This is a genomic window from Beijerinckia mobilis (genome assembly GCF_000745425.1).
Taxonomy (GTDB): Bacteria; Pseudomonadota; Alphaproteobacteria; order Rhizobiales; family Beijerinckiaceae; genus Beijerinckia; species Beijerinckia mobilis.
On sequence record NZ_JQJH01000032.1, the window covers coordinates 1 to 24,556 of the forward strand.

Below are 24,556 nucleotides of genomic sequence, written 5' to 3' on the forward strand. Positions count from 1 at the left end.
CCGCTATGACAAGCTGCTTGCCAACTTCATGGGCTTCGTCAAACTTGCCGCAATAGCCATATGGCTCAGATAGTTAAATCGTCACTACCGCCTAGCGATGGAGGTGGACAGCACATGGGCAAGCCGATTCCGGCCCTTGTGGTGATGGGCGTTTCCGGTTGCGGTAAAAGCAGCCTCGGCGCGGCGGTGGCGGTACTCGCCGGAGCCCATCTCATCGAGGGCGACAGTTTCCATCCTCCGGCCAATATAGCGAAGATGAGGGCCGGCATCCCCCTCAGCGATTCCGATCGCGCCGGCTGGCTGGCGCGCCTCGGCGTCGAAACCGCGCGGATCGTTGCGAGCGGCATGCCGGTAGTCCTCACCTGCTCGGCACTGAAACACCTTTATCGCGAGACGTTGCGGTCCGCAGTGCCGGGCCTCGGATTTGTGTTTCTGAAACTCTCGCGGGAGGAAGCCTTCCGGCGTGTCGCCACGCGTCCCGGCCATTTCATGCCGGCAAGCCTCATCGACAGCCAGTTCACCACGCTGGAACCACCCGAAGCGGAGCCTGCGACACTGACGGTGGACGCAACCCGCTCCATTACTGAAGTCGCGCATCAAGTGCTGATCTGGTGGTCCACCCATGGACTGAAGCCGCAAGCCTGTATGCGCGAGCGGGAACAGACGCAAATATGCGCCGCTAATTCCCCCGATCGAATGATTTGATTCAATCCTGCAAGAAAACCCCGTTGCGGATCTGCCTGTGACCTGCATGGTCTCGGAATTCATGGAGCATGTTCGGAAGCATCCGAATATGCTCCGGCCATTCAAGGAGAAACCGAGGCTCTATCACTTCGAAAGCCGGTCATGGACGGAGTTGCGCTGGCACGAGCGAAGAAAGATCAGAGGCCAGCTACCCCAACCTAGCCTGCCAACCATCAGAACGGCCATCCTCGACCGGCTCTTTTGACGGTCCCCTCTTGCGATTTCCCGCACTGTAAATGGCTCCCGGAAAAACCATCATACATAAACTGACAAAGGAGCGTTAGATGTCTGGTCTCACTCATGCTGACGCAAAACAACCGTCAATTCAACGTGGTTCATTCAGAAAGTCTTGTATGAGTCTGACGAACCGCGCACTATGCTCGATTTGTGTCCAATGACCGCAACGGCCGAATACATGCAGCTGCGAACACGAAATCAAATCAGCCAGGCGTAACGACGTCGATAAAGGAATAACCTTGTCCTCGCGACCATGAATGATAAGCGTCTCATGCGGCAGTGCCCTAATCTCATCTTCGCTTGAGGCCAATGCATCGATCCAGCGTTGCCGTGGAGCCGGGAACATACTCGAAAAGGATTCCTGGAAACCGGGACGGATGCTGGCGCGATACCGTAGTTCAGCGAGTTCGTCATTCACCAAAGAACGGTCATAAGCGAAAATATCAAGTAGCCTCCTCATGTTCTCGAACGAAGGCGTATAACCCCAGACGGCGTCGAGCCCATCCGATAACGGGAATGAAAGACCAACGCTCCCCATAAGCACGAGGCGGCCTACCCGTTCAGGATGCTGTACCGCAAGCCCGAGCGCAATTGCCCCGCCGAAGGAATTGCCTATGAAATCTGCACGCTCGAGACCGAGAACATTCAAGAGGTCGAGAATCTGCTTTATCCATGCGGATTTGTCGTAGACAAATCCGTCAGGCCGATCAGTATAACCGAACCCGGCCATATCGGGTGCCAGAACCCGAAATTCCTTGGCGAGAGAAGGCAGAACTAAACGCCAATTGGCCCAGGCAGATACACCTGGCCCTGATCCATGAATGAGCACGACCGGATCACCCGTTCCAAGATCGTGCAGGTTCGTTCGAAGGCCGCCGCATTCAATCGACGTGCCTATCTCGACGTTTTCTTGTTTCATGATGATCTCTCTTGATCTGATGTTCATACTAATCGCAGAAAATCAAGCAAAAGCAGGCGATGCATCCGGCAAGACCGCACGCCGCAACCAAATTCAAATGAAGAAATAGCGATCACTTAGACATTGCCGCGCCGATGACTTTGGCGATAACATCGACCGTGCGTTCGATATGTTCTGATGCCAGATAACAAGCGAGATCGGCATCGCGCGCCAGAACCGCCTCCATAAGTTTCTTGTGCTCCACATGCACGTCCCGCGGCACAAGCCGGCTGCTGAGAGCGATACGCCTGTAACGTTCCGACTGCTGAAAAAGCACATTGTAAAAATTATGCAGCCAGCGTGAGGGGCAGGCCGCGATCAACGCACGATGAAAATTACGATTTCTTTCTTCAAATTCCTCACTCAATGTTTCCGATGTCTCTCCAAGCTTCTCTTCGACTTTGGACAAGTGATGGAATGCAGCGACAATGTTGGCTTCCCACGCATCATCTCCAATTTTGATGGCCTGGCGCAGAGCCTCACACTCAATCAGCACGCGGACGCGGCTGAGATCGGCAAGATCTTCAACGGAAACCGCTGCCACCCGAAAACCTCGCTGCTCCTCGGAGATCACCAACGCTTCACCGACAAGCCTGGTCAAGGCTTCGCGTAACGTGCCTCCACCCACATTATATCGTTCCTTCAACACCTCAACCCGGAGCTTGCTCCCCGGTGCAAGGTGTCCATTCAGAATATCCTGACGCAAAGCGACATAGGCGGCCTCGACCAAGCTTCGAGCTGGAACAACATTATGCGCATTCGCGGAAAAACTATTCATGTCGGTGCCTGCAATGATTTTTCGTTCGAGCCGAGTGAAGGCCAAGCCTTCCTACTCTCGATAATTCCAGATGCCCGCAATTATGCTAAAAAGCGATATTAGTAGCAATATGCGTAATTATTAAAAATATTAGTTTTTATTGTTTTTTCGTTTTTTATAAAAATATCGATATTTTTATTGACGGCACTCAGGCTGTCAGCAATAAATGCATCCCATAAAGCGGGCCGATCAATGCCCCGACACAAGGGAGGAACGACCTTCATGCTTGCCCTACCAAACTTGGGCGATGTCGTGCAGTATGTCACAACATACGCAGCGTTAATCACAGGCCAACAGCACCACGCACATTGTAAAATTACCGCTTCAGTGTGATCGGGTGTGGAACTCATGCATTGAGGCCTGATAATGACAGCCACTCACTTCAGGATATACGTCAAAGATGTCGGCGCGGCCGATTGCAATATCGACGAACGTGTCCTCGTCGCTCTGGAGCGTGCTCAGGGCCTTGGCCAGTTAAATCCCCTCCCCTGCAAATTACCTGTCGGCTGCAGGCGAGGTGGCTGTGGTATCTGTAAGGCTAAGATCGTCACTGGCGAGTTTCTTCGCACCCCGATGAGCCGCTCGCATATTTCCGTCGATGATGAACAGGCAGGATTTGTTCTGTCTTGTTCCATTTATCCACGTTCCGATCTTTTGTTGAAATTGGAATGTTCCACAAAGACCGGGACCAAAGGCAAAAAAGTCATTAGCAATGAGGAGGAAAACCAATAATGGCGCACACAGGCGTTCTAAGACCCGGTTTCATACAACTCCGCGTGCTCGATATGCCATCCGCGATCACCCATTATGTGGATCGTATAGGCCTCCATCAGGTATCGGAAGGACCCGACGGACGTATATATCTAAAGTCGGCGGATGAATTCGACCACCATAGCGTGGTTTTGCGACGTGCCGATTCCGCAGGAATGGACGTCATGGCCTTCAAGGTCGCAAAAGACTCAGATCTCGACCGGTTCGAGAAGCGCATAACAGATTATGGTTATGTAGTCGATCACATTCCGCCAGAAGAACAGCCGGGAATAGGCCGTCGAATTGGGTTTATGCTGGAATCCGGTCATCGAATTGAACTTTTCGCTCACGCCGAGCAATCCGATCCGAAGCCGCTCACACTCAATCCCGATGTCTGGGATTACGAGCCGCACGGAATGCGCGCAAGACGTTTCGACCACGCTCTTCTCTATGGCCCAAATGTCGAAAAGAATCTTGATTTCTTCTGTAATGTTCTCGATTTTTCCTGCACGGAAACCGTTGGTCCCACCGGTAACCTTATCGCCGTTTTTCTCTCGGCGGGCATGAAAGCCCATGATATCGCCTTCGCCAATTACCCCTCCCCTGGTAAACTGCACCATATATCGTTCGAACTGGAAAACTGGAACGATGTCGGTCACGCTGCGGATATTATCGCGCGTTATGATATTTCGATTGATATTGGTCCAACACGCCATGGTATCACGCGCGGCCAGACTATCTACTTCTTCGATCCATCCGGAAATCGTAACGAGGTTTTCGCGGGCGGCTTTACTTTCTACCCGGACCATCCCATCAGAACTTGGGATGAAGGACATGTCGGCAAAGCCATCTTCTATTACGAGCGCGTGCTGAATGACGCTTTTCTCAGCGTCGTGACTTGACAGTCTTGCATGCAGAATACGGCATGAAAATCTCCAGACAGCAACCGGTCATCAATACATCCGCGGCGCTCGTCGCAGCCAAGGCCGCTCTCGCGCATGGAACGACACTCGGCACAGCCATGGTTGTGGCCGTGGTCGATTCAAGCGGAACTCTGATGGCCCTCCTGCGCGCCGATGGTGCCTTTTCCGCCTCGGTCGAGATTGCCCGGGACAAAGCCTACACCGCTGCGACCTTCGGAGTTTCGACCGATCAATTATGCGCTGCTCTCAGCCAAAACGAGATTCTACGCGAGGGCATCGCTTTGCGCCCCAGCATTATTCTCTTCGGTGGCGGCCTGCCCATCAAGGAAGAACAACAAGTGATCGGTGCCATAGGCGTTTCCGGAGGCTCAGAAGATGAGGACAGGGCCTGCGCCGAAGCAGGAGTTCGCGCCCTTCAAAGAGATCCCTTTAGCGATTGATTTTCCAATCTTGAATTCGATGGTCTCGGCTGAAAAGAGGAGAACTGGATGACGGTCCAGGCAATTCACAAGCGTGCGTCCCTTGCGCAATCCAATGCAAGGCGTGATGCCGCACATTTCATTAATGGCACATTCACCGCTGGTTCGACAAATCGGGGTTGGGACAACCATTGTCCTGTCGACAATAGTGTCATTGGCTTTGTGCCCGAAGGCGGAAAAGTCGAGATTGATCAGGCGGTTTCCGCCGCGCGCGCCGCACTCGAAGGACCCTGGGGCCGTATGAGTGTAGTCGAGCGCACGGATCTTCTCGGTGCTGTCGCGGATGAGATCACGCGTCGCTTCGACGAATTTCTGGAAGCGGAATCCCTCGATACGGGCAAGCCAATGAGCCTCGCGAGCCATATAGACATCCCGCGTGGCGCCGCCAACTTCAAGATGTTCACAGACATTGCTAAAACGATCTCAACAGAATGTTTCCAGACTCCAACGGTGGATGGCACAGGAGCTATCAATTATGGCGTGAGGCGGCCAAAGGGTGTCATAGCGGTCATTTCACCTTGGAATCTGCCACTCCTGCTGATGACATGGAAAGTCGGTCCGGCTTTGGCACTCGGCAACACCGTTGTCGTGAAGCCTTCGGAGGAAACGCCTTTGACGGCGACCTTGCTCGGCGAAGTCATGAACAAAGTGGGCATCCCGAAAGGTGTCTACAATGTCGTGCATGGATTTGGCCCGAATTCCGCCGGTGAGTTCCTGACGCAGCATCCTGATGTCAATGGTATTACCTTTACGGGAGAAACGCGCACCGGAGAGGCTATCATGCGGCAAGCCGCGCTCGGCCTACGCCAGGTGTCCTTCGAACTCGGGGGCAAGAATCCCGCGATTGTCTTTGCCGATGCCGATCTCGATAAGGCTATTGAAGGGACGACACGTTCAGTTTTCTCGAATACGGGTCAAGTATGTCTTGGCACCGAACGCATCTATGTGCAGCGCCCGATCTTCGATGAATTCGTCTGCCGTCTGAAACAAGCCGCCGAGACCCTGAGACTTGGACGGCCAGAGGACCCGAATACAAATCTAGGACCATTGGTCAGCCTGGAACACCGTGAAAAAGTATTATCTTTTTATCGCAAGGCGGTGGAGGAAGGAGCAACTGTCATCACCGGAGGCAGCATTCCGGAAATGCCCGAGGATCTCGCGGCGGGAGCCTGGGTGCAACCCACGATTTGGACAGGCTTGCCGGACCATGCAGCCGCCGTCAACGAAGAAATTTTCGGGCCCTGCTGCCACATACGTCCCTTCGATACGGAAGAAGAAGCCGTAAGCGTCGCCAATAGCACACGCTATGGGCTTGCCGCAGCGATCTGGACAGAGTCCCTCAGCCGCGCGCACCGCGTCGCATCGAGAATGGAAGTCGGTATCTGCTGGGTCAATTCCTGGTTTCTTCGAGATTTGCGCACCGCCTTCGGAGGCTCGAAAACCTCGGGCATCGGCCGCGAAGGAGGCGTGCATTCACTAGAATTCTACACCGAACTCAGCAACGTCTGCATCAAGCTGTGATCGGAGAGAGAACCAGGCTATGACAACGACTCTTACAAAACCATCGGTCGAAATAGCGACGGCAGCGGATCGGCTGTTTGACGCCGCCCGCTCCGGCATTCCCTGCGCGCCAGTACGCGATCTGATTATGGATGGCGATGTTGCAGCAGCTTATGCCGTACAGACGATCAATACCAAACGGGCGCTTGAAAATGGCCGACGCCTCGTTGGGCGCAAAATTGGCCTCACCTCTCTCGCCGTCCAAAAGCAGCTCGGCGTCAATCAGCCGGATTACGGCATGTTATTCGCCGATATGGCGCGGAGCGATGCTGAAGAAATCGTTCTGAGCGAGATCATGCAACCCAAGGTCGAGGCGGAAATCGCCTTCGTTCTTGGCCGTGACCTGACTGACGACCAACTGACATTGGCCGATCTCCAGAGAGCCATTGATTTCGCCCTGCCATCGATCGAAATCGTCGGCTCACGCATTTCCAATTGGGATATCAAAATTACGGATACAATCGCGGATAATGCTTCTTCTGGTCTTTATGTCCTCGGCTCGCGGCCGCGCAAGCTCGGGGACTTCGATCTGCGCTTGTGCGGCATGGTAATGGAGAAGGCCGGTGAACCCGTCTCCGTCGGTGCCGGTGCCGCCTGCCTTGGAAACCCGCTCAATGCAGCCCTGTGGCTTGCCAAGACCATGGCACGGGCTGGCTATCCTCTCAAGACCGGTGACACGATTTTATCCGGCGCGCTTGGCCCCATGGTCACAGTCTCCCCCGGCGATGTGTTCAATGTGCGCATTAACGATCTCGGCTCGGTGCGTGCCGCATTTTTAAGGAATTGAATGATGGCATTGGTCAAATGCGCGATTATCGGTTCTGGCAATATCGGTTCGGACCTCATGATCAAGATCATCCGCACAGCAAAAAATCTCGAAATGGGAGCGATGGTCGGCATTGATCCGGATTCCGATGGATTGGCACGCGCCGCACGTCTGAATGTGCCGGTGACGCATGAAGGCATCGATGGATTTTTGAAACTGCCGAATTACAAGGATATCAAAATCGTCTTCGACGCCACATCGGCAAAGGCCCATATTCATAATAACGCCCTGCTACAGAAAGACGGCAAGAAAGTCATTGATCTCACTCCCGCCGCGATCGGTCCTTTCACCATTCCTGTAATTAATGGTGATGCCAATCTTGATGAACCCAATGTCAATATGGTCACCTGCGGCGGTCAAGCCACTATCCCGATGATCTATGCAGTTCGCCGCGCTTGCAAACGGCTCATCTACGGTGAGATCGTCGCATCTATTTCATCAAAATCGGCGGGACCCGGCACACGCGCCAATATCGAGGAGTTCATCGAGACCACCTCCAAGGCCATCGAAACCGTGGGGGGTGCTGAGCGCGGCAAGGCAATCATCGTTCTCAATCCAGCGGAGCCGCCACTCATCATGCGTGATACGATATTTACGCTGTCACAAGGGGGTGACAAGGAGGCGATCGAACGATCCATTCACGAGATCGTCGCACAGGTCCAGAAATATGTGCCGGGATATCGCCTCAAGCAGAATGTCCAATTTGAAAACATCGGTGGTAACGCGCCTATCCGGATTCCGGGCATCGGTTTGTGCACAGGATTGAAAACCACGATCATGCTAGAAGTCGAAGGTGCCGCGCACTACCTGCCCGCCTATGCCGGCAATCTCGATATCATGACATCAGCCGCCCTTGCGACCGCCGATCTCTGGGCTGGAAAATTGCTCGCCAAGGAGGCTGCATAATGGCGCGCCCAAATCCCGATAAGCTCTACATCCAGGATGTGACACTTCGCGACGGTATGCATCCGGTTCGCCACCGTTACAGTCTGGATCAGGTGAGAAGCATCGCAAAAGCTCTCGACGAGGCATATGTCGATGCGATAGAAATTAGCCATGGCGATGGTATCAGCGGCTCGACCTTCAATTACGGTTTTGGTGCCCACGACGATGTCGAATGGGTGGCCGTTGTCGCCGATGTCTGCAAACATGCAGTTGTAACGGTACTGCTGTTGCCTGGCATCGGTACACTCCATGATCTCAGACAAGTCCATGATGTCGGCGCCCGCTCTGTACGCATCGCGACGCACTGTACTGAGGCAGACGTCTCCCGTCAGCAGATAGAAACGGCCCGCAAGCTCGGCATGGATACAGTCGGGTTTCTCATGATGGCCCATATGGCTTCGCCTGAGAAACTGGTCGAACAGGCGAGGCTCATGGAGAGCTACGGCGCGGAATGCATCTATGTTACCGATTCCGCAGGCGCCTTGCTGCCAAAGGACTATATGGAACGTGTGAAAGCCGTGCGAGACGCTTTGCGGCCGGAGACAGAGATCGGCGTTCATGCCCATCACAATCTCACCATGGGTGTCGCCAATGCAGTGGCCGGCATCGAGGCGGGCGCCGTGCGCGTCGATGCCTCTCTCGCGGGCATGGGCGCTGGCGCCGGGAACACTCCCCTTGAGGCGCTGGTGGCTGTGCTCGACAAGATGGGGATGAAGACCGATTGCAATCTCTTCAAACTGATGGATGCCGCCGACGATCTCGTGCGTCCGCTCCAAGACCGGCCGGTGCGAGTCGATCGCGAGAGCTTGTCGCTTGGTTATGCTGGAGTTTATTCGAGCTTCCTGCGTCATGCCGAGGCCGCAGCCAAACTCTATAACGCGGATACACGCGATATCCTCATCGAGCTTGGCAAACGCCATATGGTCGGCGGCCAAGAAGACATGATCATCGATGTTGCGCTAAATATTCTCAAACAACGCGGAGCAGCTGCATGAGCAAATTAGCTGAATTTGCCCGTATCATCGACGAGGCCGCAAGGACCGCGACAGCCGTTCCTCAACTAACAGATACTCAACCGGATATTACCGTCTCCGATGCCTATGAGATCCAATCTCTTTCCCTAGCCCATCGCCAGGAACGCGGTGAGGTCCAAATCGGCGTGAAAATGGGTCTGACGTCGCGGGCGAAAATGCTCCAGGTCGGCGTCTCCGAAGTCATATGGGGCCGGCTTACCAACACCATGCGGCTGACAGAAGGTCATGATCTGATCCGTTCGCACTATGTCCATCCGCGCGTCGAACCGGAAATTGCTTACATCATCCGTAAGCCGCTTTCCGGTATCGTTTCGGCAGCCGAGGCATTGGCCGCCGTCGAGGCGGTTGCGCCAGCCATGGAAATCATTGATAGTCGCTATCGTAATTTCAAATTTACTTTGCCCGACGTCATCGCCGACAATTCTTCGTCATCGAGCTTTTTTGTCGGAGCATGGCATAAGCCGGAAACCGATGTGAGCAATCTCGGGATTCTCCTGGAGGTCAATGGCCGCCCTGCGCAGATTGGTTCAAGCGCCGCCATTCTCGGCAATCCCATCCGTTCTCTCGTCGCGGCGGCACGCGCAGTCGGCGATATCGGCGAGAGCCTTGAGCCCGGTTATATTGTGCTCGCCGGCGGAGCGACGGCGGCCCATCCCTTGACACCCGGCGAATATATTCAAACGTCGTTTCAACATCTCGGCTCGGTTTCCTTCACCGTAGCAAATTAAGGCTACCCTATGCCTATTGTCGAAATTACCTTGATCGAAGGCCGAAGCCACGAACAAAAGGCCAAGCTCGCAGCCAAAGTGACCGATGCTGTGATCGATTCAATTGGTGCCCCGCGCGAATCGATTCGTGTCATCCTGCGAGAAATACCAGGCCATCATTTCGCAGTCGGCGGAGTGCTGAAAAGCACTCCGCAGAATGTTTCCAATCAGCCCAACGTCGACTTTGTCTCATAACACCGCCGCGAACATTCTCATTAACAATACTCATGCGATGACCTACTTGAGCGATAGTTTCCCGACGAGCAAGACCGCCCCAGACTTCTCGGCTCTCTCATTCCAGGTAGCGAAGCTGTTGCGCGCCTTTGGAAACATCCGACGCCGAAGAAGCCTTTCAGCGGATGAATATTTGATTTTCCTGGCAATAGGTCAGCTTAGCCTAGCCTCGTCAAAGGCAATCCTTACGGTAAAGCCGACGACATATCACGATATTTCTGTAGCACTGAAGATTCCAAAGGAAACCGTTCGCAGGAAGGTTGCGAGACTCGTCGACAACGATCTTGTATACATAACACCCCAAGGGGTAATGCTTAAAAATGTAGACGAATGGTACACACTCTCAAGCGCCCTCTTCAAGCAGACAATATAGATAACAAGAACACCTCGCAAAACCTCATTTCCAGAGACTACACTGGCAACACATTGATTTTAAGCTGCTTCACCATGACAGCAATCACGACCCACTACACGCCTCAACCAGCCGCACCATACAAAACAACAAATCCATAATAATCGGACCTAAATTGGGTCTTTGAACCCAATTACACTAATTGATTTTGATAACCTCCAGTTCACGGCCAAATAAACACTTATACTTTGGCCTGCCGTCAAAATCTGATCGGTACATACAAACAACGGGGGGATATCGGAATGTGCCCGAGGAAATCGCTCGGCTGGATTGTTGCCGGGGTACTGAGTTTCTGTCTCATTATACAAAATGCCTTTGCCTGGGAGGCAGGCTATCTGGTCGGCACCTTTCCGGGAATTACAATGGGCCTTCCATCGGGGAGCAATCCACCACCGGGCATCTATTATTTCAACTTCGCGAACTATGGATCCGATACATTCACGGGTCACGGTACGTCAGGCCCCGTGGGCGGCTCCTTGGGTGAACGCAACACAAGAGTTGATCTTGCACAAGAAGTACCCGTATTCGTTTGGTCGACTCCATGGATCATTGCCGGTGCGACTTGGTCGATGATGCTCGTTCAGCCCTTGATCGCCAGCCATTTTACGACTCCCGATGGCGCCAGCAACTCGACGGCAAATGGTCCCCATAATCTCATTCTCAATCCATTCAATCTGTCATGGCAGCTGACCCCCGGTTTTTTCACCGCTATTGGTCTCGATATCATTGTACCGACGGGCAAAATATCCGGATCCAATGGACTAGCGAACTGGGGACAGCCATTCACGACAATCGAGCCTCGTATATCCTTCACCTATGGCGGCGACGGGTGGAATCTAACCGGATCTTTTCGTTTTGGTATCAATACGGAAAATAGATATACAAAAATTACGGACGCGGCCTACCTTCATACCGATATCACCGCAACGAAAAAGTTTGGACCTTTGGAATTTGGCCCTATAGCTTATGAAATCAATCAAATCGGCTCGGACAGGAATTGTCGATCAATGCCGGCCGGATATTGCGCCAGTGGCATCGATATAGCCGTGGGTGGCCTCATAGGCTATGATTTCGGACCAGTGACACTCAAACTAGCGGTTACCGATTCAGTATATACAAGAAATTTTGCTGGCGGCTGGCGTATCTATTCGCAATTGCTCGTCCCATTGTGGCTCGATAGCGCACCTTTCAAATCACCAGACCCTCTCATGACGAATTAATCATGAGAAGAAAACCAAAAGTGCGTGGCTCGCGGCCCTGGTATTGAATTGACAGGCGAGACGCTTCACATACAACATTCCCATTGGATTACCTCGGCAGTCCTCTGGGGCCGTTGTACCGTTGTTCATCGCAAGAAATGCGGTCGGAAACCCAGTAATCAGCACTATAAAGAATAACTCCTTCGATATTCCGAGATTCCCGCCAATTTTCGAACTGCCCGATCTGATAAAAGTCATTCGTCGAGACCGGTGGGTGGAGAATCTTGGATCTTTCTATAACGATAAGCGAGTTGAGGCCTTGTCAGACCAAGCGATTTAGCCGCTTTGCTGAGATTTCCAGCAGCTCTTTCCACTGCACGCGCGATCAGTTCATTTTCGAAGGCTTCGAGTTCGAAATTGCTGTCGAGGAGACGGTCCAGTGCACCAAGATCGTGGCGCGCGCCACCATCATCGGCTTTGGAAATGAGCAGCCCCCGTGTCGAGAGACCGTAGAAACGGGGATTACGCTCATCAATCGGTGAACCGAGATAGGTGACACCGAGAGGTCCCTTATCCGGTGCCATGATGACAGCGCGTTCAATCATGCTTTCAAGTTCTGTGACATTTCCGGGAAAATCATAAGTCAGCAGGTAACCAACTGCCATCTCCGATATACCCGTGATTTCCTTGCCGTAGCGCCGTGCAAACACCTCCAGAAAATGGCGGATGAGCAGAGGCAAATCGGTTCGGCGTTCGCGCAAGGGCGGAATCAAAATGGGAAACGTCGTCAGGCGATAATAGAGATCCTCGCGAAACGAACCGTCACGAACAGCCTCAACGAGCCGAGCATTCGACGCCGCGATAAGGCGGATTCGCACCGCTCTTGGCTGGCTGCAACCAACCCTCTCGATCTCTCCGGTTTGCAGCATGCGAAGGAGCTTCGTCTGGGCACGCAGATCGAGCCGGTGAACATCTTCGAGAAAAAGAGTGCCCCCATTGGCCCGTTCGACGCGGCCGGTACGGCCCATCTGGGATCCGCCTGCCGATGAACTTTTTTCCACGCCAAAGAGCTCGGCATCGAGTTGGTCGCCCGAAAGCGCAGCGCAATTGAACGCAACGAAGGGCTTTGTTCCTCGCGTGCTCAATTTATGAAGCACCCGCGCGCAGCTCTTCTTGCCTACCCCCGGTTCGCCAATAAGTATGACTGCTGCATCGGTCCGCGCGACCTTGTCTACCATGTGCATCATGGATACAAATCCCGCGGAAGCACCGATTAGACGATCGCCGGGGCGTGTCGCTTGGCAGCTAGGCTCACCGCAGACCGCAGCCCAACCAGAACCAATCTCCGCCTGTGTATCCTCAAGGTCAAAGCCTTGGTGCAGATCGTCACGAGCCTGATCGTCCCATTGATCGGACGGCTTGGCGACAATGCGGCAATGCCTCGCACCCATCGCCCGACACTCGACCTCCCGAAATAGAATCGGGCTGCCCATGAAGGCGCTGGTGTAGGCGGAAGCATAGCCGGTCAGCGCCCAACAGACGGGCTCTGCGCTCATGCCATAGGACTGCAGATGGGCATCCACTTCAGCGGAATTCCGCCATATCCATTCGCCTCCGTGAAACCCTGTTTCCGGATCGGCATCGAATAAAACGGGATCGACGGCAACCATTCCCTCAATCGCATGAAGCCTTGGTCCAGCCATGAAGGATTCCCGAAATCCCGCATGCGGCATCGTCCGACGCGCAAGCGCCGCATCGGCCGCGCCAGACGTATGTCCCATTCGCGTCAGGAGTCCACGAGCGACATCAACTCCAAAAGTATCGATAAGTTCTCGCCGGAGGTTGGCGAAAGCTGCCAAATGCAGCATCACCACCCGTTCCCCTTCAAGCCAGATGCAACCATCCTGCGGGTTGAAGCGAAGACGTGCGGACAGATTTCCAATGTCGACACCTACGGTTGTTTCATTCTCCATCAGCGCACGCCATCGCACGCTGCAACCTTGTGGGCGTTTGTCTTTAAGCTCATCGTTTACTCCCGAAAGTATTTTTATCTCTGCGCACTATGGAGATAAGCGCAGCAAATTACAAACCCCCGGAAATCCGGAAATGCGTCATTCCGAAGCGTTCCCACCGCGTTTCATCAGATGGTGAAAACTACCGCGATGCAGCATGATTAATTGCTTATGAGTACGGCTCACTTTGGGTCCACCTGGGCTCCAAAAACTCCGTGATGCACTATCCAACTATCTGATATTTATTGCTTATTATAATTCAAAATCGCTATTCTTCCGATTCATCCGTTATTGATTGAAGCGAAATTTTCGTTTCCGCATAATTCTTTCCGTCGCGTCAACGATACGCGACAGGGAGGATCGCATGCCCGGCCACGGCCCCGAGCCAGGACCTAGCCAAAACACTGAAAGCCAGGCCACAACTGGCTTGGAGGAGGCGCAAGTACCCCCGGTACACCTTGATCTTAACCATCGCGATGTCTTCGTTACAGGGATACGCGGTGGCTTTATAGAATTCCTATTCACTCTTGCAGATCCGATGCTGACGGTCGAACTCGTCATGCCTCCGGACGCATTCGACGCATTTTGCCGTGCTCAGAACGCAAGCATAAACGCAGCAGAAGGTCTCAATATGGCTTTGCCCGGATCACGAGCTTGCCCTGATTGATGAACAAAGCCGTCACACGTGATCACAATCAAAATTTAAGGTGAGGAAATGCAATGGCGCTTGAGATAAAAACGAATAGTGTCCGGCAAAGACAGCAGACTTTTTCTAATGTCGCTCGACGGCTTGGCAGTGATAAGCCGGCATCCCGCTATGAGGAAGCCACCTATGACCTGCAACCGGACGTAAACTTTCATTATCGGCCGACTTGGGATCCCGCACACGAAATATTCGACAAGACCCGTACTTCCATTATCATGGCCGATTGGTATGATCTCAAGGATCCGCGCCAATTCTATTACGGAACATATACAATCCAGCGGTCACGGATGATGGAGGCAGTCGAAAAGAATTTCGCTTTCGCTGAGAAACGCGGCCTGTTGTCTACATATGATCCAGAATGGCAGGCAATGGTATGCTTCTACCTGCTGCCTCTGCGCCATCTCGAATGGGGCGCCAACATGAATGCCTGCAACATGGTTGATCAAGGCTATGGGGCCGCGATCACACAATCGGCCATGTTCGCCACAATGGACCGGCTCGGCATCGCGCAAATCATCAGCCGTATCGGTCTCGCCATGGGCGGAGCCAGCACATTAGATCAGGCCAAGGACTATTGGGTCTCAGCACCGGAATGGCAACCGATCCGTCAATTGGTCGAAGACAGCTTTGTCGTCGAGGATTGGTTCGAACAATTCGTCGCCCAGTTTCTAAGCCTCGATGGACTACTCTATCCTCTGGTCTATGGTCATTTCGATGCTATTGGCTTGGAACGAGGAGCCGGCGCACTCTCCATGGTCACCGAATTCATGGTCGACTGGCAGGAAGAAATCAGTAAATGGGCGGATACCGTGCTCAAACGTGCCGCGGCAGAATCGGATACCAATCGAACCTTCTTGGCACAATGGTACGGCGAATGGACGGAGCGTGTCCAGACCGCTCTCCTACCGCTTGCAGAAAAGGTGCTTGGCCCCACCGCTAAAGATATTTTGGCCTCCTTGCGTGAAAGCCTCGACAAAAGGGCTATGCGCCTTGGCATCCAGATCGAGGCGGAGATCGCAGCATGACCAGCAATGTTTCCATCACTTTGCAAAATACTGATGATGGTCGTGGCATTGTGGCAGCAATCATCGCGGATAATCCAGAGGCTGTCGTCAGCACATATCCGGCAATGACCAAGATTGATTGCCCCAGCCGTCTGATAATGAACAAAACATCGATCGAACAACAGCTCGGGCGTGAATTCGATCTCCACGAACTCAACCTCACAATGGTGAGCATATCCGGTAATGTCGATGAGGATGATGACCGGTTGTTGCTTATGTGGAATGTATGACGCCATTCGCGCACCAGTTTTCAGGAGAGATTGATGAACACACCCAACCCGAATGAACGTCTCCGCAAATTGTCTCTCAAGGAGCGCTATGCTCACCTGACACGCGGCCTCGATTGGCAACCGACTTATCAGGACAAGAAGAAGATCTTTCCCTTTACCGATTATGAAGGAATCAAAATTCATGATTGGGATGCCTTCGAAGACCCATTCCGTCTGACCATGGACAGCTATTGGAAATATCAGGCGGAAAAAGAACGTAAACTATATGCCGTCATCGATAGTTTCGCGCAAAACAACGGCCAGATGAATATTTCCGACGCGCGCTATATCAACGCTCTGAAAATTTTTATCACCGCCGTTTCACCCCTCGAATATGCCGCACATCGCGGCTTCGCCCATGTTGGCCGCCATTTCGAAGGTGTTGGTCCGCGCATCGCCTGTCAGTTCCAGGCGATCGATGAATTACGGCATGCACAAACGCAAATTCATACGATCAGCCATTTCAACAAATTTTTTGACGGCCTTCATGATCCTTTACATATGTATAATCGCGTCTGGTATCTCTCAGTCCCGAAATCATTCTTCGAAGATGCGATTACCGCAGGACCGTTCGAATTTCTCACCGCCGTCTCATTCAGCTTCGAATATGTTCTGACAAGCCTCCTGTTCGTACCGTTCATGTCAGGGGCCGCCTACAACGGCGATATGGCGACAGTCACATTCGGATTCTCCGCACAATCGGATGAAAGCCGGCATATGACGCTCGGATTGGAAATCATCAAATTCATGTTGCAGCAGGATGAGGGCAATGTGCCGATCGTCCAGAAGTGGATCGATAAATGGTTCTGGCGCGGCTACCGCCTGCTCTCCATCATTGCAATGATGATGGACTACATGCTGCCAAAGAAAATCATGTCCTGGAAAGAGGCATGGGAGATGTATTTCGAGCAAGGCGGTGGCGCTCTGTTCAACGACCTTTCACGTTATGGCATCCGTCTACCCAAATATCATGAAGTCGCTAAAGCCGAAAAAGATCATTACAGCCATCAAGCCTGGAGTACCTTCTACCAATATTCCCATGCTTCCGCATTCCATACCTGGACGCCGAGCGAAGAGGAAATGACATGGTTCGCGGAAAAATATCCGGCGAGCTTCAATCAGCTCTACAGGCCCCGCTACGATTATTGGGCGAAAGCGGAGGCGGATGGAAAACGTTTTTATAATAATGGCTTACCACAACTTTGCCAAGTTTGTCAGATCCCGACTTTCTTCACAGAACCCACTGACCCGACACGTATCTCCACACGCACGAAAATTTATAATGGTGAAAGATTTTATTTCTGCTCGGATGGATGCCACGACATCTTCGAGGACGAGCCGGAAAAATATCTTCAGTCCTGGTTGCCCGTTCATCAAATCCTCCAGGGCAATTGCGGCGGCACCACTGTGCCCGAGGTTTTGGACTGGTATCACCTGAATCAAGGCGCAGATAATTTCGACTATCTTGGATCGCCGGATGAAGCCCTCTGGGAAAATTGGCAGTCCGCGCGCAAACGCGTCATCGCCTCATAAATCAACTCACAAAGCAATAAGAGGATAAGAGGAAACGCTTCATGACAACCACCGCCATCGGCACTTATACTTTTCCTTCGCGCGACCGGATCGAAAACTTCCACGGACTTCAGCTCGTCTATTTTCTGTGGGACAAACATCTGATGTTTTCTGCACCAATTACATTGGTGCTGCCCCCCACCCTACCCTTTTCCGAAATTCTGGGTGAAGTGCTCCCCAATCTTTACGGGGCGCATCCACAATTCGCAGAAATCGATTGGAGCACGGTGGAGTGGGAGCTTGATGGCGTGGCCTTTATCCCTATGCCGACGCTGACGTTAACTGCTCTCGGGATCGACCATAAATCATTGCTGCGGTTTCGGACGCCTGGCCTTGAAGGTCTTGCTCAAGCAAGCTTTTGAGCGAGGCCTACCATGACCTATCAACTCACAATCGAACCGCTCGGTGAGACTCTTGCCGTCGAAAAAGGCCAAACTATGCTCGACGCCTGCTTACGCGCAGGCGTTTGGTTGCCTCATGCCTGCGGGCACGGACTCTGTGGCACGTGCAAAATTACTGTCCTCGAAGGCGAAATCGCCCATAATGAAGCATCTTCCTTCGCTCTCATGGATTTCGAGCGCAATGAAGGAAAAGCCCTCGCCTGCACGGCCACGCTCGAAGCCGATACAGTAATCGAAGCTGAAATTGACGATGATATCGATGCGAGACACATTCCTATCCGCGACTTTCGCGGTGTGATCGAAGACCGAAGAATGCTTACGGATGACATTCTTGGTCTCTGGTTACGTCTGCCTGATGAGGGAATAGATTTTCAGGCCGGGCAATATATCGCTTTATTCGTTCCAGGTATCGAAGCACCACGTTCTTTTTCGATCGCAAGCCCACCCTCGCAACCCAATCTCATCGAACTTCATATCCGCCTGGTGCCGGGCGGCCAAGCAACGTCCTGGCTGCATCATCATGCCCAGCCTGGAATGGAACTCCGTTTCACCGGCCCCTACGGCCGATTTTACATCCGAAAGTCGGCAGGGCTGCCAAAATTGTTTCTTGCGGGCGGCTCCGGGCTGTCAAGCCCTCAAAGTATGATCATCGACCTGATTGAGCAAGATGATCCGTTGCCGATTACACTCGTCCATGGCGCGCGCGCACCCAAAGATCTCTACAATATGGGTTTATTTCAAGAGCTTGCGGTGCATCACCCCAATTTCCGTTATATTCCAGCTGTGTCTGGCGATATAAGCGGATGGAGCGGTGAGATTGGCCTCGTACATGAAGTGATTCAACGCCTTTATGACGGCCGCTTTGAAGGCCATCAGGCTTATCTTTGTGGTCCACCTCCAATGATCGATGCCTGCATCATGACATTGATGCGTGGACGCCTGTTTGAACACCATATTTTCAATGAAAAATTTGTCACTCCGGCGGATGCGGAGCAAGCACGTTCGCCATTGTTCAAACGGATCTGAACATGTCTCATTTTATCATTCATGTCGGCGAAGCCGAGGATTCCTTTCCGTGCAAGGGCGAACAAACGGTCTTGCATGCATTGGCCTCCATACATCACAAACAAATCAGAGCTGGTTGCCATGGGGGTGGCTGTGGTGTCTGCCGTATCCGTATTCTAAAAGGAGATTTCGTCGTTGGCTGCATGAGTCGCGACCACGTCAACAACGAAGATGAGGCCTCAGGGATAACACTGGCATGCCGCACTTGGCCTCGCTCGCATTTGGTCATCCAACCGATGGACAAACTGCCCGTTCGATTGACACGCCGTTTCAGTTTGCTGCAAATCATACCAGATGATCGGGTCAATAGCTCTCGCGATGAGGATGTGGAAGCATGGCGGTCATGAGATTAGGTCACGTTCGGCTAAACGTTCTTTCGATCGAAGAAGCGTTAACCCATTACACCGATATACTCGGGTTGATTGAAACCAGTCGCGATCCAGATGGGACCGTCTACCTAAAAGGTTGGGATGAATGGGATAAATATTCCGTCATTCTTGCCCCTTCCGATCGGGCAGGTGTGCAACATATCGCTTTCAAAGTTGAAAAAGATGCAGAACTTGATGCCTATCGTAAACGCATAGAATCTTATGGCCTCGAAGTTGAGGAAAGGGAAGCAAATGCGTTGCCGTTCTGTGGCCGTTCGCTTTTCTTGCGGCTGCCGAGTGGTCATGAATGTTTCCTGTATGCCGAAAAGCAATTCGTCGGAAAATCAGTCGGCACGCTTAATCCAGACCCCTGGCCCGATGGTTTGAAGGGAGCCGGTGCCCATTGGCTCGATCACGTTATGCTTATGTGCGAAGTCGATCCCGCGCGGGGTACAAATAAGGTCGCCGAGAATGTGGATTTCTTCGGCAAGGTTCTTGATTTTGGTCTGGCGGAACAAGTCGTGGCGGGACCGCAGGGGGAAATCCAGGCAGCGGCCTGGATGTTTTGCACGACCACACCACATGATATAGCGTTCGGCGCCGGGCCGCGCGCGGGTTTACATCATATATCTTTCTTTTTGGAAGACTGGTCCGACATTCTGAAAACCGCTGATCTTCTTGCAAAGCATCGTGTTAAGGTAGATGTAACCCCCCAGCGTCATGGCATCACCAGAGGTGCGACAACATACTTTTTCGATCCGTCTGGAAATCGCAATGAGACATTTGCAGGATTAGGTTATCTAAGCCAAAAAGATATGCCGACGATAACATGGAATGAAGAAAATCTATGGCGTGGAATATTCTATCATACTGGAGATATTATTGGTGATTTTCTTGGCGTCTACACATAAGCATAATCGTTAGAGCCGAGCACCCAATATGGCAGATCACTTGAGGTGTGAGTCATCAATTTTGTTGCCTTGATCTTATTCACTACCCTTGATGACTGCGGATGGAGACGAGAGATGATTCCTCCTCGGAAGTGTTCAGTAAAACTGAATAAGGAAGAGCAAGATCATCTCTCTCAGTGATAACCCACGTTGGACATTGAGAGCCTGATCGGAATGAAGAGTTCGTTCTTTTTGCGAGTGTTATGACAAGGCAACATTTACGCTATAAGGCTATCGAATATTGAAGCATATACTTGCGTATATGTTTAAATCCCGACTTTTGAGCCAAGTATTTTCCCACCTTGTGTAAAAAATCGATGATGGACCTTACATCTCCGTAGGCGAGACAGGGCCGCCCGCCCCGATCCCGAGCGTTGCAGTCGGCGAAACGCGATCTGTTGAGAATTTCAATTTGGCGTCAGACGGCTTGGCCATATAAATCATAATTATCGGACGCACTGATCTTGACCGTGACGAGATCTCCGGCACGCAAGGGTCGTCTGGACGTAATGTGAACCTTACCGTCGATATCCGGGGCATCACCTTTGGTGCGCCCAATGCCGCCATTGTGAGCTGCCTCATCGACGATGACACTTAAATGCCGCCCTACCTTGGCCTTGAGCCGATGCGCGCTGATGCTTTGTTGATGTTCCATGAGACGACGATAACGGCGCTCCTGAATCTCCGGCGCCACAGCAGGCAGACCGAGTTCATTCGCCGCCGCGCCGGCAACCGGCTCATATTTGAAGGCGCCGACCCGATCGAGCTTTGCTTCGCTAAGCCATTCAAGCAGATAGTCGAAATCTTCGTCACTTTCGCCCGGAAAGCCAACGATAAAAGTAGAACGCAAAGTCAGGTCGGGACAGCGTGCGCGCCACTCCCGAATACGCTCGAGTGTTTTTTCCTGATCGCCCGGACGGCGCATGTCCCGCAGCACGCGCGGGCTCGCGTGCTGGAAGGGGATGTCGAGATAGGGAAGGACCTTGCCCTCCGCCATTAGCTCCACCACCGCATCAACATGCGGATAGGGATAGAGGTAATGCAAACGGATCCACAACCCTAGCAAACCAAGCTCTCTGGCAAGATCAATGAATTTGCTGCGCACCGTGCGATCGCGATAAAGGCTTTCCGCATATTTGAGGTCGAGTCCATAAGCACTCGTATCCTGGGAAACGACGAGGATTTCCTTCACTCCAGCGTCGGATAGCTTTTCTGCTTCATCCAGAATCTGATCGATCGGACGCGATACGAGATCCCCGCGCAAATGAGGAATTATACAGAAAGAACAACGGTTGTTGCAGCCTTCCGAGATTTTCAAATAGGCGTAGTGCCGCGGCGTCAGCTTAATGCCTTGCGGTGGCACAAGGCTCACATGGGGATCATCCGGAGGCGCGATTGCCGCATGAACCGCTTCCATCACGCTTTCATAGGCTTGCGGTCCTGTGATAGCGAAAAGATTCGGGTAGGCGTTGCGTAAGGCGTCCGGCTCAGCCCCCATGCAGCCGGTCACAATAATCTTGCCATTTTCGGCGGCGGCTTCGCCGATAACAGATAGGGATTCCGCTTTGGCGCTATCGAGAAAACCACATGTATTGACGATGACGGCATCGGCGCCGCGATAGGTTTTCGTCAGGTCATAGCCTTCCGCACGCAAGCGCGTGAGAATCCTTTCGCTGTCGACTAAAGCTTTAGGGCAGCCAAGGGACACGAAAGCAATTTTCGGGGCGGGGATCGTTGTTTTGTCGAAGGTCATGGATTGGAAGTGCCACGACGGACAGGCGCTGGCAAGCCAAGAGAATTGGCGTGAGCGTCACACTCGTCTTATGGAGCCGTTCGTCAGCCATATTGCCATCGGCGGCAGAGCATTCGCCAAACAGCGGCTAACCCTTCGCTAGAGGAGGAGTTGATCCGAGGAATTGTCCCGAGAAATCAACCCAATGAGCAATGCCCAACCTCTACCGTAAACACCTCGAACTTTTCCAAAAGGATCTTCAGCTTCACAGATCGATGCCGTATCCTATCGAAAACAAAGATAAAATCAAAATGTTGCAGGCAAGCCAATATGCCTTAGCCGTTGCCAATCCAAAGGAGGAAGCAAAGCCTTTATACAGTCCGCCTTGAAAGGCTCGCTGCGGGAAGAAAAAACGGTGAAAAAGAAAAACCCGGTCAAATGACCGGGTCTTCCTGAAATGGGGCCACTTCGTTTCGAAGAAAAGCCAATCAATATTTGGCGACAACCGGAGCCAAAGGAGCGAAGGTGTCGAACTTGTAGCTGAAGCCAACACGCACGGAGTTCTGGGTGTCGTGCTTGTTGTAGTTGGCGTTGCCATAGTAGCTGTCGATATGGCCGTAATCGGTGTAGCGATACTCGGCGCGAACCGACCAGTTGTTGGTCACGGCATATTCGATGCCGCCGCCAACCGTCCAGCCGACAGCGGTCTTGTCGTTGCTCCAAGAGCCCGTGCCATTCTGGAGACGGAGCTGGCTGGTGAAGCCACCGAACGCGACACCGCCCGTGGCGTAGATGAGCGCGCGATCGAAAGCGATGCCGAGACGGCCGCGGATCGAACCAGCAACATCCATCTTGGTGGTGTAGGAATCACCGAAGGCGCTGAGGAAGGTCTTCGAGTAGTTCGAACCCGACACGTCGCCTTCAACACCGACCACGAAATTACCCGTGCCAATGAAGGAAGGACCAGCCTGGAAGTTGTAGCCGACGTGCGCACCACCGATCACACCGTCAGGATTGGTGCTGCCCCAAGCGGTGGAGGGACGGAAACCGATGGAGGAGATGTAGTTTGATTCACCCCAAGCGTAACCGATGTCACCACCGATATAGACGCCGGTCCAGGTGAAGATCGGGATCGGAGGCGTATAGACCGGAGGAGCAGTGCGGGAAGGAAGGTCGGCGGCGAGAGCAGCGCCGCTGAGAACCGCGAAAGCGGTGGTGGACAGAAGAAGTTTACGAAGCATTTTGGTCCCCTTTCAGAGATTCGAGCCTGAGGCCAAACTATTCGTTTTCCGGCGCATCGCAACAGGAAAGGGCAGCACCGGAAGGTCAAAGACATGCTTTCCGGCTGAACTGATGCACAGTTGCAACGATTTTCGTCGGCTAATCGACGTGAATTTTGCTGAAGCTTAAATTTCCGTTGAGAGATTTCGACAAAAACCAGAAAAAAGCTATCTTGCGGCACAGGCTCTTCACAAGATTAATAAATAATTTCCTCAACTGACACAGTTTTTTCGTCGCCCCGACATCGAATAAGAATCGACAAGACTTGCCCAGCACTCCATACGGTCTCACAAAAGCTGTCTCTTCCCGTGCTGGGCCGCCCCTGGAAAAGTCCCGATGTTTCAAAGCCATCATACCTTAGGCCCACCCATATCAGGCGCCCGATGCGCAGCAGCCAGGCCACAATTTGCTTCCCCGCTGTTGCATCTTGCCCCTTAAGAGAGCTAACGTACTCCGACTTAGCCAATTGAGGCTCGTCGGACGCTCTTCTGAAGGAAGTAAAGTTCGCTCCCAGACAATTTGTGGCGTCTTATATGAAGCCGTTACGGAAGTGTGGCCGAGTGGTTTAAGGCACTGGTCTTGAAAACCAGCAACCCGCAAGGGTTCGTGGGTTCGAATCCCACCGCTTCCGCCAACGTGTTCAACACCGCCCTAGATAGTGCGATATTACCCCTAAGTTCTTCGCATCACTTGAAATTATAGCTCAGAGAATTGCCGCGGCCTTCCGCTCAAGCTGATATTCACGCTGGGTATCGAACCGGGTAATGCCCCTGCGATTTCCGGGTATTGTGACGACGTCTCTGACGGAGCATCAGATTCGCAAAGCCAGGGCGGTAGCAAAGCAATATCACTCGACGGATGGCCATAGACTGACCTTGCGGATCAAGCCGAAAAGTAGCAGCCCTAGGCGGTAGTGACGATTTAACTATCTGAGCCATATGGCTATTGCGGCAAGTTTGACGAAGCCCATGAAGTTGGCAAGCAGCTTGTCATAGCGGGTCGCCACCCGCCTGAACTGCTTGAGCTTGTTGAAAAAACGCTCCACCAGATTGCGTTCCTTGTAAAGCTCGGTGTCGTAGGGCCGCTGAACCTTGCGATTGCGCTTGGGTGGAATGACGATCTCGCTGCCTTGTCCGGTAATCTTCTTGTGCAGATGGTTCGCGTCGTAGCCTTTGTCGGCGAGAGTTGCAGTCGCGTCAAATCCATCAATGAGTTCATGCGCGCGAGTGATATCGTTTTCCTGGCCCGGTC

At 52.7% G+C, this 24,556-nt stretch carries 26 protein-coding genes and 1 tRNA gene; 21 read left to right on the forward strand and 6 right to left on the reverse strand.

Annotated elements, in window-relative coordinates; translation table 11 throughout:
• The first annotated feature begins 114 nt into the window (after positions 1-114).
• Positions 115-705 carry a gluconokinase gene (locus tag DL88_RS17065; RefSeq protein ID WP_084705258.1) on the forward strand — a complete coding sequence of 197 codons (591 nt, stop codon included), beginning with the start codon at positions 115-117 and terminating at the stop codon, positions 703-705.
• 364 nt (positions 706-1,069) lie between these two features.
• On the opposite strand, the gene DL88_RS17075 is transcribed toward DL88_RS17065, so the two are convergent.
• Together DL88_RS17075 and DL88_RS17080 are read right to left on the reverse strand one after the other, a co-directional pair.
• The gene (locus DL88_RS17075) at positions 1,070-1,900 is read right to left on the reverse strand and encodes an alpha/beta fold hydrolase (protein ID WP_034998915.1); all 831 of its coding nucleotides are present in this window, start codon (positions 1,898-1,900) and stop codon (positions 1,070-1,072) included.
• Between the two features lie 112 nt (positions 1,901-2,012).
• Positions 2,013-2,669 carry an FCD domain-containing protein gene (locus DL88_RS17080; RefSeq protein ID WP_210165330.1) on the reverse strand — a complete coding sequence of 219 codons (657 nt, stop codon included), beginning with the start codon at positions 2,667-2,669 and terminating at the stop codon, positions 2,013-2,015.
• A gap of 453 nt (positions 2,670-3,122) precedes the next feature.
• Between DL88_RS17080 and DL88_RS17085 the strand changes: the two genes are divergently transcribed.
• The 11 genes from DL88_RS17085 (at position 3,123) to DL88_RS17135 (ending at position 11,906) form a co-directional block, all read left to right on the forward strand.
• Positions 3,123-3,488, forward strand: coding sequence for a 2Fe-2S iron-sulfur cluster-binding protein (locus tag DL88_RS17085; protein WP_051956124.1), 366 nt, complete (start codon positions 3,123-3,125; stop codon positions 3,486-3,488).
• On the forward strand, positions 3,488-4,408 hold the full coding sequence (locus DL88_RS17090; protein WP_034998918.1) for a catechol 2,3-dioxygenase: 921 nt from the start codon (positions 3,488-3,490) through the stop codon (positions 4,406-4,408). Before DL88_RS17085 ends, DL88_RS17090 begins: the two co-directional genes overlap by 1 nt.
• Positions 4,409-4,431: 23 nt before the next feature.
• Positions 4,432-4,869: a GlcG/HbpS family heme-binding protein gene (locus DL88_RS17095; RefSeq protein WP_034998922.1), complete on the forward strand. Its 438-nt coding sequence runs from the start codon at positions 4,432-4,434 to the stop codon at positions 4,867-4,869.
• A 48-nt stretch (positions 4,870-4,917) separates the two neighbouring features.
• The gene (locus DL88_RS17100) at positions 4,918-6,429 is read left to right on the forward strand and encodes a 2-hydroxymuconic semialdehyde dehydrogenase (RefSeq protein WP_051956125.1); all 1,512 of its coding nucleotides are present in this window, start codon (positions 4,918-4,920) and stop codon (positions 6,427-6,429) included.
• A 19-nt stretch (positions 6,430-6,448) separates the two neighbouring features.
• Positions 6,449-7,255, forward strand: coding sequence for a 2-keto-4-pentenoate hydratase (locus DL88_RS17105; RefSeq protein WP_034998926.1), 807 nt, complete (start codon positions 6,449-6,451; stop codon positions 7,253-7,255).
• A 3-nt stretch (positions 7,256-7,258) separates the two neighbouring features.
• Positions 7,259-8,200 (forward strand): acetaldehyde dehydrogenase (acetylating), encoded by a 942-nt coding sequence (locus DL88_RS17110; RefSeq protein WP_169741598.1) that lies wholly within the window; start codon positions 7,259-7,261, stop codon positions 8,198-8,200.
• Complete coding sequence (dmpG, locus tag DL88_RS17115) at positions 8,200-9,234, forward strand: 4-hydroxy-2-oxovalerate aldolase (protein ID WP_034998930.1); 1,035 nt, start codon at positions 8,200-8,202, stop codon at positions 9,232-9,234. The genes DL88_RS17110 and dmpG overlap by 1 nt, the downstream gene beginning before the upstream one ends.
• Entirely contained in the window at positions 9,231-10,001 is a 771-nt protein-coding gene (locus DL88_RS17120) for a 2-keto-4-pentenoate hydratase (protein WP_034998933.1), read from the forward strand. Before dmpG ends, DL88_RS17120 begins: the two co-directional genes overlap by 4 nt.
• A gap of 9 nt (positions 10,002-10,010) precedes the next feature.
• Positions 10,011-10,235, forward strand: a complete 225-nt coding sequence (gene thmT / locus DL88_RS17125; RefSeq protein WP_034998935.1) for a 2-hydroxymuconate tautomerase — start codon at positions 10,011-10,013, stop codon at positions 10,233-10,235.
• A gap of 46 nt (positions 10,236-10,281) precedes the next feature.
• On the forward strand, positions 10,282-10,647 hold the full coding sequence (locus tag DL88_RS17130) for a hypothetical protein (protein WP_156971176.1): 366 nt from the start codon (positions 10,282-10,284) through the stop codon (positions 10,645-10,647).
• 281 nt (positions 10,648-10,928) lie between these two features.
• Positions 10,929-11,906 (forward strand): SphA family protein, encoded by a 978-nt coding sequence (locus DL88_RS17135; protein WP_034998940.1) that lies wholly within the window; start codon positions 10,929-10,931, stop codon positions 11,904-11,906.
• Positions 11,907-12,139: 233 nt separating this feature from the next.
• On the opposite strand, the gene DL88_RS17145 is transcribed toward DL88_RS17135, so the two are convergent.
• Entirely contained in the window at positions 12,140-13,858 is a 1,719-nt protein-coding gene (locus tag DL88_RS17145) for a sigma-54-dependent Fis family transcriptional regulator (protein WP_034998944.1), read from the reverse strand.
• Between the two features lie 403 nt (positions 13,859-14,261).
• Between DL88_RS17145 and DL88_RS21130 the strand changes: the two genes are divergently transcribed.
• From DL88_RS21130 to DL88_RS17185, 8 genes are read left to right on the forward strand one after another with little or no spacing between them, the layout of a single operon-like run.
• Entirely contained in the window at positions 14,262-14,564 is a 303-nt protein-coding gene (locus DL88_RS21130) for a phenol hydroxylase subunit (protein ID WP_051956126.1), read from the forward strand.
• A gap of 53 nt (positions 14,565-14,617) precedes the next feature.
• Positions 14,618-15,628: an aromatic/alkene monooxygenase hydroxylase subunit beta gene (locus DL88_RS17155; protein ID WP_034998946.1), complete on the forward strand. Its 1,011-nt coding sequence runs from the start codon at positions 14,618-14,620 to the stop codon at positions 15,626-15,628.
• Positions 15,625-15,897, forward strand: a complete 273-nt coding sequence (locus DL88_RS17160) for an MmoB/DmpM family protein (RefSeq protein ID WP_034998948.1) — start codon at positions 15,625-15,627, stop codon at positions 15,895-15,897. The genes DL88_RS17155 and DL88_RS17160 overlap by 4 nt, the downstream gene beginning before the upstream one ends.
• A gap of 33 nt (positions 15,898-15,930) precedes the next feature.
• Positions 15,931-17,469 (forward strand): aromatic/alkene/methane monooxygenase hydroxylase/oxygenase subunit alpha, encoded by a 1,539-nt coding sequence (locus DL88_RS17165; protein WP_034998950.1) that lies wholly within the window; start codon positions 15,931-15,933, stop codon positions 17,467-17,469.
• A 41-nt stretch (positions 17,470-17,510) separates the two neighbouring features.
• On the forward strand, positions 17,511-17,870 hold the full coding sequence (locus DL88_RS17170; RefSeq protein WP_034998952.1) for a phenol hydroxylase subunit P4: 360 nt from the start codon (positions 17,511-17,513) through the stop codon (positions 17,868-17,870).
• 12 nt (positions 17,871-17,882) lie between these two features.
• The gene (locus DL88_RS17175) at positions 17,883-18,935 is read left to right on the forward strand and encodes an NADH:ubiquinone reductase (Na(+)-transporting) subunit F (RefSeq protein ID WP_034998954.1); all 1,053 of its coding nucleotides are present in this window, start codon (positions 17,883-17,885) and stop codon (positions 18,933-18,935) included.
• A 2-nt stretch (positions 18,936-18,937) separates the two neighbouring features.
• Positions 18,938-19,321 carry a 2Fe-2S iron-sulfur cluster-binding protein gene (locus DL88_RS21135; RefSeq protein WP_084705259.1) on the forward strand — a complete coding sequence of 128 codons (384 nt, stop codon included), beginning with the start codon at positions 18,938-18,940 and terminating at the stop codon, positions 19,319-19,321.
• Positions 19,309-20,253 (forward strand): catechol 2,3-dioxygenase, encoded by a 945-nt coding sequence (locus tag DL88_RS17185; protein ID WP_034998956.1) that lies wholly within the window; start codon positions 19,309-19,311, stop codon positions 20,251-20,253. Before DL88_RS21135 ends, DL88_RS17185 begins: the two co-directional genes overlap by 13 nt.
• Positions 20,254-20,710: 457 nt before the next feature.
• Here DL88_RS17185 and rimO read toward each other — a convergent pair whose 3' ends face one another.
• Entirely contained in the window at positions 20,711-22,045 is a 1,335-nt protein-coding gene (gene rimO / locus DL88_RS17190) for a 30S ribosomal protein S12 methylthiotransferase RimO (RefSeq protein WP_034998959.1), read from the reverse strand.
• A gap of 467 nt (positions 22,046-22,512) precedes the next feature.
• A complete protein-coding gene (locus DL88_RS17195; protein WP_034998961.1) occupies positions 22,513-23,265 on the reverse strand; it encodes an outer membrane protein in 753 nt (250 codons plus the stop codon).
• Positions 23,266-23,851: 586 nt separating this feature from the next.
• Between DL88_RS17195 and DL88_RS17205 the strand changes: the two genes are divergently transcribed.
• Positions 23,852-23,939: transfer RNA gene (locus DL88_RS17205), tRNA-Ser, on the forward strand.
• Between the two features lie 291 nt (positions 23,940-24,230).
• Here DL88_RS17205 and DL88_RS17210 read toward each other — a convergent pair.
• Positions 24,231-24,556, reverse strand: a 326-nt coding sequence (locus DL88_RS17210) for an IS5 family transposase (RefSeq protein ID WP_034995718.1), incomplete at its 5' end; no start/stop codon positions are given.